Consider the following 11,970-nt stretch of genomic DNA (forward strand, 5'->3'; position numbering starts at 1 on the left):
CGAGGTAGACCGTGCCCATGCCGCCCTCGCCCAGCCGGCCGACCAGCCGGTAGGGACCGAGCCGGCGTGGGTCGCCGGGCAGCAGCGGCCCGGCCGGCGAGGGCCCGCCGGGCGCGCCGCCCACCGAGCCTGTCAGCGTGCCGGTAGGCACGGGGGCATCCGCCCCGCCTTGCGTCATCGATGTCCTCGCGGTCGCTGCGTCCGGCCGCATTGTAAGCCCGGTCGAGCGCCGCTCAGAAGCGTCAACCGATGGAGAATCGCAGGCCCTCGCTGTCCTTGTTGTCCCAGACGAAGCGGTATGCGCCGGTGGCCGGCGCGGGGACCGCGAAGCACGCCGGCCCGTCCGGCCGCACTGTCGCATTCGGCTGGACGTGCACCTGCGCCCGGCTGCAGGAGCCCGCGTCGCCGACCTTGGTGCCGTCCGGCAGGACCAGATTCAGGTCGCGGTCGAAGACGTAGGTCATCCCGGCGGGCCCGTTGTTGGTGGCCGAGAACGAGATCAGCACGTACTCCTGGCCGGCGGGAGCCTGGGCGAGATTCGCCGCGTCGTCGGCGCGGACCTCACCGCCGGTGAGGGTGACGAACACGTCCTTTCTGCCCTCCGGATAGACCCGGCCCCGGATCGAGATCGGCCGGGGCTCCAGCGAGATCAAGCCCTCCGGCCGGGCCAGCGGCACGACAGCCTGCCGGGACTGCGGCTCGCCGACCGTCAGCACCGCATCCGTCAGGTCGAACCGGTCGTCCACCTCGATCGCGATCACTCCGGTCCGGCTGCGCCGGGCCGGGACCTCGGGCAGCTCCGCTTGCTCCCGCGCCGGCTCGCCGTAGCTGTCGGCGCCGCTGGTCAGGAGCAGGTCCCCGGACGGCGCGGCGGCGCGGCCCGGGCTGAGATTCTGAAATGTCGCATCGATGGCCAGCACGGGCGGCTCGCCGCCCCCGGAACTCGCGGACGACAGGCGGGCCGTGCCGAGGGTCACCTTGAAACCGGCGTACCAGTAGGAGCGGTCCACCCGCACGGCCGACTGCGCCGTCTGGTCGGCCGGCTGCCCCGCCGCGGCAGTCGCCGGGCGCGCGCTGGCGGTGACCGTACCGGTGCCGCCCCGCTCCGCCGCCCCGCAGCCGGCCACCGTCAGCGCTCCGATCAGCACGGCAGCGACACCGCTGCCTCTCCGTATCGCGTTCATGAGCCCACTGTCGCAGCCGGCGGGCACCCGGCAACATGGCGGCGAAGACACAATCGCCAACGCCTTGCGCGACGTTCGCCTTACCTTGTGGATAGGTGGCTAGGCCCTGCGCGACCTTGTGGATAGGTGGCTAGGCCCTGCGCGACCTTGTGGATAGGTGGCTAGGCCTTGCGCGCGACCGCCCCGTACATGGCGATGTCCTTGTCCGCGATCCCCGAGGCCTCGGACCCGTCCGGGCGCCACTTGTGCACCTGGACCAGCCCCGGCTCGACCAGCTCCAAGCCGTCGAAGAACCGCAGCGCCGTGGCGCGGTCGCGGAAGTTGAGGGTCTCGCCGAGCCTGTTGTATTCCCGCTGGACCTCGGCCAGCGGGACCGGGTCGAATGCGTCGGTGGCGATGGACATCGCCAGGTAGCTGCCCGCCGGCAGCACGTCCAGGACCTGGTGGACGACCCGCAGCGCTTCCGCGTCGTCGTCGATGAAGTGCACGATCGCGATCAGCAGGAGCCCGACCGGCTCATTCAGGTCGAAGGTGCGCTGGAACTCCGGCGCGGAGATGATCGTCTGGGGGTCGCGCATGTCCGCCGCGATGTAGGCCGTGCTTCCCTGCGCTGTCCCGAGCATCAGGGCGCGCGCGTGCGCGAGCACGAGCGGATCGTTGTCGGTGTAGACCACCCGTGCGGTCGGGTCGGCCGACTGCACGATCTCGTGGAGATTCGGTGATGTCGGCAGGCCGGTGCCGATGTCGAGGAACTGCCGGATCCCGCACTCGGTGGCCAGGTAGCGCGCCACCCGGTGCATGAAGGACCGGTTGGCCTGCATGTGAACCCGCAACGCGGGCCAGAGCCGCAGCGAGTTCTCGCCGGCCTCGCGGTCGGGGGCGAAGTTGTCCTTGCCGCCGAGGATGTAGTCGTAGATCCGTGCGCCGTGCGCCCGGTCGGTGCGTAGATCGACCCCGCGAGCATCGTCGCCACGACGTTCCACCGAGCAGCCTCCGTAAGACGATGCCGTACTGGTAAGGCGACCCTACACCGGTCACGGACGGTGTCCGGCTCCTCTGTGGACCGGTCAGGGCAGGGCCGACCGGAGCCGGCCGCGATGACAACGACGCCCGGTCCTCGGTGGGATGATCAACGAGTGACCGACCCGAAACTCGGAGGCCGGGCCGCGGACCGGCGGGTACCATCACGCCGGTGACGAAACGGGTGACCATCGCGACAATCGCGCAGGCCGCCGGGGTTTCGGTGCCGACCGTCTCGCGCGTGCTCAACAACCACGGCGACATCTCCCGGGAGACCCGCGAGCGGGTCGAGCGCCTGCTCCGCGAGTACGACTACCGCCCGCGCGCCTCGCGGCGGCCCGACCGCAGCGGGATGATCGACTTCATTCTCCCCGACCTCGACTGCCCGTGGGCGATGCAGCTGCTGCGCGGTGTCGAGCACACCGCCCGCGAGGAGGGCGTCGGGGTAACCGTTTCCGCCGCCGCCGCCGTGCGGCCTCGGCGCACCGACGGCGCGGTGCTGGTGACGATGAGCGGCCGCGACCGGGTCGGTGCCGAGCTGCGCCGCCTCGCCGTGCCGATGGTGAGCATCGACCCCGGGGACGAGGCGGCGGCGGACGTGCCGACGATCGGTGTCACCAACTGGTCGGGCGGCCGCACGGCGACCGAGCACCTGATCGGCCTCGGCCACCGGCGGATCGGCATGATCGGCGGCCCGAAGGGCCTGCTGTGCAGCCGGGCCCGGCTGGACGGTCACCGGGCCGCGCTGGAGGACGCCGGCCTGCCGCTGGACCCCGGGCTGCTGGAGGTCGGCGACTTCAGCTTCGAGTCCGGCGTCGCGGCGGGCGGCCGGCTGCTCGACCGGCCCGGCCCTCCCACGGCGATCTTCGCGGCCAATGACCAGATGGCGCTCGGCGTCTACGCCGCGGCCTGGTCCCGGGGCCTGCGGGTGCCCGAGGACCTGAGCGTGGTGGGCTTCGACGACCTGGACGCCCACCGGGCGACCCCGCCGCTGACCACCGTGCGCCAGCCGCTGGTCGAGATGGGACGGTTGGCCACCCGCACCCTGCTGGGCCTGATCCGGGGCGAGCCCGCCGTCGCCGCGCGGGCCGAGCTGGTGACCGAGCTGATCGTCCGGGCCAGCATCGCGGCGCCCGGCTCCGCCCGCGGTCACCAGGGGTGGCGTGAACAGGCGCCGGCGTAAGAAGCTGCAGCGCCGCCTCCTGGAGGCGGCGGGCTGGGCCGACGCCAAGCGGGTTGCCGCCTTGTTGCGGGCCGGCGCGGATCCGAACTCGCCCGGCCCGGGCGGCACCAGGCCGTTGTATCGCGCGAGCGTCCAGAACATGCCGGACAACGTCCGGGCGCTGCGTGGCGGCCGGAGCGGATCCGAACCTGGAAAGCGGCTCAGGTGACGAAGGACTGCCCTTGTGCGGTGCCGCTTGCTGGGGACACGTCGGCGCCGTGCGGGAGCTGCTGGCTGCCGGCGCTGATCCGAACCTTCGCGAAGACGACGGCCAGGGGCGCACGGCGACGGAGTGGGCCACCGTCGGCGATCATCGCCGCACTCTCGCCCTGCTGCTCGCCGCCTGATCTTGGACGCGGTGGTGTCACCTTCCGTACCGTGGGAGACCCACCCGCGGACCTCGCACCACCTCGAATCGGCAGGATCGGATGCTCAGCGCCGGCTGCGGATCATCCCGCCCGCGCCTACCCGTGCACCGAAGACCGCGGTGACCATCGGGCGGAACAGGCGCAACACGTCGGCTACGAACCGCCGCCGGGTCACGCCCAGGCCGCGCAGCGCGTTTCCATGGTCGACGGCGACGACGAGCGTCGCCCCCACCATCATCATCCACCAGCCGCCGGCCGCGGCGACCCGGCCGGGCAGCGGGGTCTCGGCGAAGCCCTGCCGCAGCCGGTCGAGGTGGAACGGTACGTGCCGCTCCTCGTCGGCGAGGATCTCCGCGGTCACGTCGGCCACGTAGGCGTCGCCGGCTCCATCGCGTACCGCCCGGTAGTAGCGCAATGCCACGACCTCGGCCAGCATCAGTGTCAACAGCTCCAGCCGCAGGCCGCCACCACGGCGGACGAGTTCGAAGACGGTCTTGGTCCAGTCTCCGCCGATCGGGGCCGCCCCGGCGTAGCGCAACACGTTCGCCAGCCGGACCGCGTGGCTCTGTTCCTCGGCCTCGAAGAGCCGGATCGCGGCCAGATAGACGGGGTCGCCGGCGCGCGCCGCCGCCGCGATCAATCGGATTCCGTCGCCGTCCTCGCCGGCCTGGAAACGCTGAATGCTGCGGATCAGTGCCTGCGGCAGCCGCCCGCCGACAGGCTGCGGCTCGGTGCGCCCGGCACGGCGGCGTGCGTGTTCCTCGAACGTCGCGAGATGCTGCTGAAAGTGCATGGTGTAGACCCTGTTTCCGCTGCCACCACCTCGGCAAGGTAGGACACGGAACCTCCACATGATCTCCCTGGCGCCTTCACCGGCAGCCCAGGATTCGGGTGATCAGGCCTCCAGAAAAGATGAACGCGAGGCGCCTGTGCGCGGGTGCGTCGGTGCGCTACCAAGGGCGACATGAACCTCGTCGCCGTGGAACATGAGATGGCCTGGCTCGACGCCGTGTATCGGCCGATCGCCAAGAACCCGGTCGACGCCGCGGTGCGCGACGACCCCGCCGCCTGGGGTGCCGCGATCAACGCCGCGCTGGACCGGCTCGGCGTCAACGACCGGGCCGAGGCCGCCGTCCGGACCGTGGTCGAGGTCTACGCCGCCGGCGACGAGACCCTCCGGGCCGCTGTCCGGCGGCTGTTCGACCGGTACACGTCGTTTCGGTGGGCGGTGTACCTGCCGCGCGAATGGGACACGGCCGAGGAGTTCCGCGCTCACCTCATCCACCTCTCGGCACGCGACCAGGGCGCCGACACGCGCGACGAGATTCTCGAGCTGCGCGACCTGTGCGACCGAGCGCTCGGGCTCGGCATCGACACCGGCCCGATTCTGGATGAGGTAGCGGCGATGTCGAGCGACGAGGACCGGTACGGAATGGGCTCCATGCGCAGCGTCATCCTCGCCTACGGGCAGCGCCGCGCCGGCTGAGTCCCGGCCCACCCTCACACCACGCCACGAGAGCCGAGGGCTTGCTCTCGCTGACACCCGCGCCGCGCATCTCCAAAGGCGAGGTACTCGCCCGAGCACACCCCATTCGGCATTCAGTAAGCCGACCGGCTCGGGCGCTGGCCACCGGCTGTGACGGCTGGTCGTCGACGAGCACGTACGGACGCCGATGCCCGCGGCGGGAATTGGCCGGAGACCGGCGCTGTATGGCCCGAGTCCGGCGTCCGGATTCTCTACGGTGTGAGGATGACGCTGGGATTCATCGGGCTCGGCACGATGGGGCTGCCGATGGCACTCAACCTCGCCGGGGCCGGCACTGACCTCGTCGTCTGGAACCGCTCACCGCACCGCGCCGAACCGTTCGCGGCCGTGGCGGCGACACCCGACGAGGTGTTCGCCCGCGCGGACGTCGTGATCCTGATGCTGGCCGACGAGGCCGCCATCGACGAGGTCCTTGGTGGGCGGAAACTCGGCGGCCGCACGATCGTGCACATGGGTACGACGTCGCCGGGCTATTCGCGAGGGCTGGAGGTCGCCGTCGTCGCCCGCGGTGGCGCGTACGTCGAGGCGCCGGTTTCCGGCTCCCGCCGCCCGGCCGAGGCGGGAGAGCTGGTGGCGATGCTCGCCGGCGACCCGGCCGCGGTGGCCCGGGTCCGCCCGCTGCTGGCGCCGATGTGCCGGGAGACGTTCGACTGCGGGCCGGTGCCCGGAGCGCTGACCATGAAGCTCGCGGTCAACATCTTCCTGATCACCACCGTCACCGGCCTCGCCGAGTCGTTCCACTTCGCCGAGCGGCACGGCCTCGACCTGGAACTGCTGCGGGCCGTCCTCGACGCCGGCCAGATGGCCAGCAGCATCTCCCGGGTCAAGACCGCCAAGCTGGCGACGCGTGACTTCGAGATCCAGGCCGGCATCGCCGATGTGCTGAAGAACAACCGGCTGGTCGTCGACGCGGCGCGGGCGGCCGGCGCGGCCTCGCCGCTGCTCGAGGTCTGCCGCGATTTGTACGCGGAGACGCTCGCGCTCGGCCACGGGGCCGCGGACATGGCTTCGGTGATCCATGCGATCGAGGCACGCTCAACGGACGGTAGTTGAGCCGATCGGACCGGCGGTGCCACCGCCCGTGGAGGATGGAACGCCGGTGGTTCTGCCAGGCGGCCACACGCCGAATCCCCAATTTCCGGGACCTGGCCCACGAAGGCGAGGTCGGTACCGCAGGCACATCGGTGGTGCTCGGAATCCCGCGCCCACGAAGGAACGCCGCCCAGCTCGAAGCCGTGCAGACCACGACCGTGTTCGCCGACCGTCTCGGTAACCGGCCGGCGAGCAATCCGGTGTGCCTGCGCATACGGGTCGTCATCAGCGGCCGGGACACCCGACGCCGGAAAGGATCCGCCAGAACGAGGGGCTGAGGCCTCGTCCCAGAAGCGTTCGGGTAGCTGGGAAGGGCCGACAGCCACCTTCGCGCTCGCCGTGCCAACAAGCTCTCGCGGCGTCGGTCGGCACAACAGTGTCGGCGGTGCTCCGGAAACGGGATTTGGGACGGGCCCAGCGACGGCCCGAGCGCACGGACCGCGGGAGGACAGTGTGCCTTTCTCGATCACCTTTGCCGCCAGTTTCCGTGGGTGTGATGCTGGTCATGGAATTGGTGTGGTCGGTCATTGATAGGGGCCTGTGATCTTGAGTGGTGTGCGGAATAATTGGTGGCATGGGGCAGCTCCAGTTGTTTTCCCGGGCCGAGCTCGCGGGCCTGCGTGACCGGACGAGGGCGCGCAATTATTCTGCGAGCCGTGACGAGTTTCGCCGCGATCATGAGCGTCGCCGCGCGTGGGGTTTACAGCGTCGTCACGCCGAGCGGCTGCGACACGTCCGCGAGCAGCAGGCGGGCTGCTGGCCGGAAGATCTCCAGATCAAGCCCACCAGTGCCGGGCCCGGCCAGTCGGGCCCGGCAGATCCCTCGCCGGTGCACGCGGCGCCGCCTCGTCGTGCGGTGCGCCAGCCGGCACCCGGCCGCGACCCACAGACCAGCCAGGGAACGTAGGCCGGACCGGTGGAGCAGGCCGGACCAACCGAGCGGGCCGGGCCAGTCGAGCAGGCCGGGCCGGTCGAGGAGGCTGGACAAGTCGAGCAGGCTGGGCCGGTCGAGGAGGCCGGAGCGGTCGAGCGAGCTGTGGAGCCTGAGCAGGCCGGACCAGTCGAGCAAGCTGTGGAGGCTGAGCAGGCCGGACGGGTCGAGCGGGCCGGGCCGGTAGTGGGGTCCCGTTGCGGATCGGACAGCCTGCCATCGCCCGAGCCGTGCCGGCCACGGTCGAGTCACAGTTGGCGCTCGGCACCCACCCCGGTCCTGCCTGGGCGCAGGTGTCCCGCAGCGCCTACCCGTCGACCACGGAACGGGCCGGAGTCACCAACCCCGCACCCGCCCGCCATGCCACCCCGTTCCGGACCGGGGAGGCGAACACCAGACCAGGCCCGGCCCGACCGGCAGCGACCCGATACGCAGCGAAACCCCACCACCAAACACCCAACGACCAGAAAACCACACGGAAAGGCGATCCCGGCGTTTCCCACGAACATACCGAATCCTCGCCGAAACCCCCGACGATATTGTCAGCAGATCCCACCCTGAATCGTCGCTGCCCCTGCCGCCAGACCCTCGGTTACGGAGCATTCTGACCGGGAAACAGGCCCATTCTGAACCGATATTCCCCACCGTCCATCCGTGGCGGCGTCGCCTCGCGGCAGGATGATTCGTCGGCAAATCCGCGTACCTGGCCGCGGCGGTGGTTGATGGAGACCGGACGCGGATCCGGTGCCTGTCGGCTCGGGTCATCAACGCTTCGGCGGACGGCACCGCTGCGGTCGCGGTGGCCGGCACTGATGATCGCCTGACTCAGCGCACCAGTTGTGGGAAGGCTGAGCGCAGCTCGGCGAAGAACTGCCGGTATCCGTCCTCGCCGTGCGCACCACCGGCCGCCCACAGCGCGTTCATCGCAGCCGCCAGTGCGGGCCGGGCCGCAGTTGCGAACACCGCCGGCAACGCCACGTGCTGCCGGGAGATCTCCAGCATCCGGCCGTCCGACGCGACGGCGGGGAGTATCACGGTGGTCAGCGGCAGCCCGGCGTCGTTCAGCAACTCCCAGACCTGCGCGGGATCCGCCGGGTCGGCGCCGGACTGCGGCCGGAAGGGCGGCGGCAGCGGTTCACCGCGATCCAATGCCGCGAGCGCCTGCACCACCCACGGCACCTGTTCCAGCCCCGCGACGGCGACGGCCCGCCCGGCAGCCCACCGCGCCACCGCACCGCACGCTTCGTCGTCGAGCTCTGCCAGCGTAAATACGGCGTCCGCGTCGAGCAGGTCGGCCGGATTCGCCTGCCGGGCAGCCTTGCGCAGCCGGTCGTTGGGGATCCGGTCACCCCACCGCAGTCGGTCCTCCGCGCGCCGGTCCTCGATCTTCCTGCGCGCCTTCGCCTCGGCCCTTCGGCGCTTGCGCTCGGCGTGGTCGGCGTCGGTCAGCGCAGGCTTCGGGTTGGCCTGGTGCCGATACGCGGCGATCTCGGTGGTCTGCCGGACGATCCGGTCCGGCCCGGTCTGTCCCGGCCAGAACTGCAACAGGTACGCGTCGACGACTTCGTCCTCACTCGCGACGTCCAGGCGGTGGCCCTGTGCCATCCCGCGGGCGCAGTAGCGGACCCGGTAGTCGCCGGCCGGGAGCTTGACCGGGTGAGCGTCACTCATCAGGCCGCCCAGCCACAGTTTCTTCGCCCGGTGCCGGAACGAAACCTCGACGGCCTCCTCCCAGCCGTCGCCGAGCGGCGGCTCCGCGGGATGCAGTTCGGCCGTGAACCGCACGTATCCGGTGTGCAGGCCGGTCACCAGGCAGAGGAAGCCGCGGACGGCGGCGCCGCAAAGCCCGTTGACCTGACCTCGCCAGAACGCATCCGGTTCGCTGCCGGGATCGTCACCCGGCCCGGCCTGGGCGGTCGAGTGCGACACGTGAATCGTGCGATCCAGCAGGATCCTCGCCGACATTCGAACCCCCGTTGAGCGGTGCGAGAACCCGAGTATCCCCGGTCGCGCGGCCGGCGGACGAGATGCCGCGCATCTCGCACGATGACTCGGCCGCCCAAGGGGGAGCGGTCGGCATGTCTCTTCTGGACGCCGAAGGTTGCGCCGCGCCTCCTCAAGGCGAGCGGGCGGGAGCCTCCTCAGGGGTCCCGCACCACTGCGGCGTCGAGCAGCTGCGCGAGCGCCCGCATCCGTGCGAGGGTTGCCGCGTCAGGCTGGAAGACCTCGATTCCTTGCTCGTATTCGTCAAGGAAGAAGGGGATCGGTTTGCCGGAGGGGTGACCGGCCCAGCAGGCCACCGGCGGGCAGCTGAACCATGTGAACCCGGACGGCACCCGCGCTTCGACACGGTCCCACCACCCGAAATCGGACTGGGTGCCGATGACGCCCGCCCACTCCGCCGCACCGATCTTGCCGCTGCGGGCGATGAAATAGGTGGGGTAGGGCAAGTCGGCCAGGACGGCTGATCGCACGACGATCTCACCGCGCTCCTCGGCGTAGATGTGGTCGTCGTCTCCCAGCACCCAGGCGTCCAGCGTCGCGGCGAGCGCCAGCATTCGGCGGATCAGCGGCTCTCCGGGGTGTTTGGTCCGCAGCTCCCCGTCGCTGAACAGGAGCCAGTCGTCCTCGCCCACGGTCACCGGGAAGATCTCAGAGGACGGCTTCGGTGCTGTCGGCACGTCCAGGTCCGGTGCCCGGTGCACCAGGTCGAGCACCTCCGCGGCCTGGAGGGGGAAGCGTCGGCGATACAACCAGGGAATAGCTCGGGTTATATGGACCTCATATCCCACCGAGCACCCTCCCGTACTGCCTGTGGGTCGCCTTACCGCCAACGGTTGGCATACTCCCACGCTGAGTCGCCGACGTGCTCAACGCCGGCACCCCGGGAGCGGCGTCGCCGCACCGAACAACCGACCAGCGGCGACCGCGTTGTTCGCGGGTTGTTTGTCCGGCTGATGACATCGACACCGAACAACCTCGCGCCGCTAGACAGGGGGTTGACCACACGAACGACACACGGGGGAGGTGTCCACCGTTGGCGCGATGGAGAGGGGTCGCCGGCGCCCTGCTGCTGCTCACGCTGACCGGTTGCGGCCCGGACGCGGACGTGGCGCGGCCGGCCGGCGTACCCGTGATCACGCAGGCGGACGAGGATCTGCTGGCCCGTGCCGAGCAGATCATGTTGCGCGACTGCATGGCCCGGCGCGGGTTCCGCTACCAGGTACTGCCCGAGCATCCCGTTCCGGACTACCGCCAGTTCCCGTACGTCATCGACGACCCGGCCTGGGCCGCGCGCAACGGTTTCGGAACGGCCCTGAAGCGACGACTCGCGAAGCTGAGCGCCGCCAGCCCGAACAAGGCCTACTTCCGGCAGCTGCCACGCGAGCGCCGGGTGAAAGCGCTCGCCGCGGCCAACGGCGCGGTGCCGGAAGGGCTGTCCGCCACCGCGCCGAGCGGGATCACCGCGCACCGCAGCGACGAGGGCTGCACCTCCGAGCTGGAACGCGAACTCTACGGCGACCTGCGACGGTGGTTCGAGATCAGCACGGTCACCCGCGAGCTCCCGCAGATGTGGCGGCAGCGCGTCGCCGCGGACCCCCGGTTCCGGCAGGCGCAGGCCCGGTGGGCGCGGTGCCTGCGGGCCGCCGGCTTCCCCTACGACACCCCCGCCGAGCTGCACGCCGCCCTCGCCGGCGACCGGCCCGGTCCGGCCCGGTCCGAGATACCCGCTGCCTCGGCCGAGGCAGCGTGCGCCGCGAGTTCCGGATTCGGCGCCACCGCCGGGGAACTCGACGGCCGCCATGCCGCCGCCGTCCGGGCCCGCTATCGCAGGGAGGTCGAGGACAAGGCCCGGATTCAGTACGCCGCGCTGCCGAAGGCGCGAGAAATCGTCCGCGGCGGCTGACCGAAAACAACACGGAGGGAATGTCAGATGCGGAGAATCCTGTCCAGAGCCGCCGTCGTCGCCACGATGGTCCTCGCCGCCACGCTCGCCGGCGGCGCCGCCCGGGCCACCGAGTCCGACGCGAGCCGGTACGCCCCACAGTTCCGCGCGGCTGCGGCGGCGGACGGCCTGCTGCACGCCTGGGAGCACCAGCACGCGGGCGGTCTGCACTGCACCTGGGAATGGCTCGACAACAACTGGGCCAACTGCGACAATACCGCGGGGTCGATGAAGAACAAGGCGTCGGACCTGTGGAACAACGGCTACCCGGACCCCAACTACGACGACGTGTGGCTGCACTGGGAAGTCAACAACACCGAGGCGTACGTGTGCATCGGACGGGGCACGAGCTGGCCCGCCCTGACCCGCACCTCGCCGCCGCCGGCCGGCCAGCAGCGCATCACGTTCTGGGCCAACACCGGCAGGGGCGCCGGTGAGCCGATCGCGGACAACGTGGCGTCGCACGAGTGGGGCAGTTGCTGACCAGACAGACACGGGCATGGACGTGCACCCCGCCAGGGGGCACGTCCATGCAGTGACCTTGGCGTCGCCGGGGTCGCAGGGCGCGATCGCCGCACCGGCTTGGGCGAGCCGTGGTCCGGCAGCCCGGTGGATGGCGCCGTCGACCCACGAGCAACGCGTCCCCACCTACCTCCGATCG

At 71.0% G+C, this 11,970-nt stretch carries 13 protein-coding genes and 1 pseudogene; 7 read left to right on the forward strand and 7 right to left on the reverse strand.

The genetic code is table 11. The features are described from left to right. Positions 1-242 precede the first annotated feature (242 nt). Together DMB66_RS36435 and DMB66_RS36440 are read right to left on the reverse strand one after the other, a co-directional pair. Positions 243-1,184, reverse strand: coding sequence for a hypothetical protein (locus tag DMB66_RS36435; RefSeq protein ID WP_125808678.1), 942 nt, complete (start codon positions 1,182-1,184; stop codon positions 243-245). A 161-nt stretch (positions 1,185-1,345) separates the two neighbouring features. Then, positions 1,346-2,167, reverse strand: a complete 822-nt coding sequence (locus DMB66_RS36440; RefSeq protein WP_125808679.1) for an SAM-dependent methyltransferase — start codon at positions 2,165-2,167, stop codon at positions 1,346-1,348. 209 nt (positions 2,168-2,376) lie between these two features. On the opposite strand from DMB66_RS36440, the gene DMB66_RS36445 reads away from it, so the two are divergent. From DMB66_RS36445 to DMB66_RS62920, 3 genes are read left to right on the forward strand one after another with little or no spacing between them, the layout of a single operon-like run. Beyond that, positions 2,377-3,387: a LacI family DNA-binding transcriptional regulator gene (locus DMB66_RS36445; protein ID WP_233625093.1), complete on the forward strand. Its 1,011-nt coding sequence runs from the start codon at positions 2,377-2,379 to the stop codon at positions 3,385-3,387. After that, the gene (locus DMB66_RS62915; protein WP_199752833.1) at positions 3,368-3,595 is read left to right on the forward strand and encodes a hypothetical protein; all 228 of its coding nucleotides are present in this window, start codon (positions 3,368-3,370) and stop codon (positions 3,593-3,595) included. The genes DMB66_RS36445 and DMB66_RS62915 overlap by 20 nt, the downstream gene beginning before the upstream one ends. A 13-nt stretch (positions 3,596-3,608) precedes the next feature. Beyond that, positions 3,609-3,773 (forward strand): hypothetical protein, encoded by a 165-nt coding sequence (locus DMB66_RS62920; RefSeq protein WP_199752834.1) that lies wholly within the window; start codon positions 3,609-3,611, stop codon positions 3,771-3,773. Positions 3,774-3,858: 85 nt separating this feature from the next. Here the strand turns inward: DMB66_RS62920 and DMB66_RS36455 are convergent, their stop codons facing one another. Next, positions 3,859-4,587 carry a ferritin-like domain-containing protein gene (locus DMB66_RS36455; protein WP_199752835.1) on the reverse strand — a complete coding sequence of 243 codons (729 nt, stop codon included), beginning with the start codon at positions 4,585-4,587 and terminating at the stop codon, positions 3,859-3,861. Between the two features lie 171 nt (positions 4,588-4,758). On the opposite strand from DMB66_RS36455, the gene DMB66_RS36460 reads away from it, so the two are divergent. Then, positions 4,759-5,280, forward strand: coding sequence for a hypothetical protein (locus DMB66_RS36460; RefSeq protein ID WP_125808681.1), 522 nt, complete (start codon positions 4,759-4,761; stop codon positions 5,278-5,280). A gap of 150 nt (positions 5,281-5,430) precedes the next feature. Next, positions 5,431-6,393 carry an NAD(P)-dependent oxidoreductase gene (locus tag DMB66_RS36465; protein ID WP_233625094.1) on the forward strand — a complete coding sequence of 321 codons (963 nt, stop codon included), beginning with the start codon at positions 5,431-5,433 and terminating at the stop codon, positions 6,391-6,393. Positions 6,394-7,132: 739 nt separating this feature from the next. On the opposite strand, the gene DMB66_RS36470 is transcribed toward DMB66_RS36465, so the two are convergent. From DMB66_RS36470 to DMB66_RS36480, 3 genes are all read right to left on the reverse strand, one after another. Continuing rightward, a complete protein-coding gene (locus DMB66_RS36470; RefSeq protein WP_125808683.1) occupies positions 7,133-7,501 on the reverse strand; it encodes a hypothetical protein in 369 nt (122 codons plus the stop codon). 687 nt (positions 7,502-8,188) lie between these two features. Further along, positions 8,189-9,328, reverse strand: coding sequence for a hypothetical protein (locus tag DMB66_RS36475; protein ID WP_125808684.1), 1,140 nt, complete (start codon positions 9,326-9,328; stop codon positions 8,189-8,191). Positions 9,329-9,504: 176 nt separating this feature from the next. Further along, positions 9,505-10,155 (reverse strand): hypothetical protein, encoded by a 651-nt coding sequence (locus DMB66_RS36480; RefSeq protein ID WP_125808685.1) that lies wholly within the window; start codon positions 10,153-10,155, stop codon positions 9,505-9,507. Between the two features lie 245 nt (positions 10,156-10,400). On the opposite strand from DMB66_RS36480, the gene DMB66_RS36485 reads away from it, so the two are divergent. Together DMB66_RS36485 and DMB66_RS36490 are read left to right on the forward strand one after the other, a co-directional pair. After that, a complete protein-coding gene (locus tag DMB66_RS36485) occupies positions 10,401-11,270 on the forward strand; it encodes a hypothetical protein (RefSeq protein WP_125808686.1) in 870 nt (289 codons plus the stop codon). Positions 11,271-11,297: 27 nt separating this feature from the next. Continuing rightward, on the forward strand, positions 11,298-11,792 hold the full coding sequence (locus DMB66_RS36490; protein ID WP_125808687.1) for a hypothetical protein: 495 nt from the start codon (positions 11,298-11,300) through the stop codon (positions 11,790-11,792). A gap of 51 nt (positions 11,793-11,843) precedes the next feature. Here DMB66_RS36490 and DMB66_RS62925 read toward each other — a convergent pair. Further along, a pseudogene (locus tag DMB66_RS62925) lies at positions 11,844-11,936 on the reverse strand (macro domain-containing protein); the annotation flags it as partial. Positions 11,937-11,970: the final 34 nt, after the last annotated feature.

This window comes from Actinoplanes sp. ATCC 53533, assembly GCF_003947245.1.

Excerpts from the sequence above, each read along its gene's own strand:
- DMB66_RS36455 (WP_199752835.1), bottom strand. The coding sequence starts at position 4,587 with ATGCACTTTCAGCAGCATCTCGCGACGTTCGAGGAACACGCACGCCGC.
- DMB66_RS36460 (WP_125808681.1), top strand. The coding sequence starts at position 4,759 with ATGAACCTCGTCGCCGTGGAACATGAGATGGCCTGGCTCGACGCCGTG.
- DMB66_RS36490 (WP_125808687.1), top strand. The coding sequence starts at position 11,298 with ATGCGGAGAATCCTGTCCAGAGCCGCCGTCGTCGCCACGATGGTCCTC.
- DMB66_RS36475 (WP_125808684.1), bottom strand. The coding sequence starts at position 9,328 with ATGTCGGCGAGGATCCTGCTGGATCGCACGATTCACGTGTCGCACTCG.
- DMB66_RS36435 (WP_125808678.1), bottom strand. The coding sequence starts at position 1,184 with ATGAACGCGATACGGAGAGGCAGCGGTGTCGCTGCCGTGCTGATCGGA.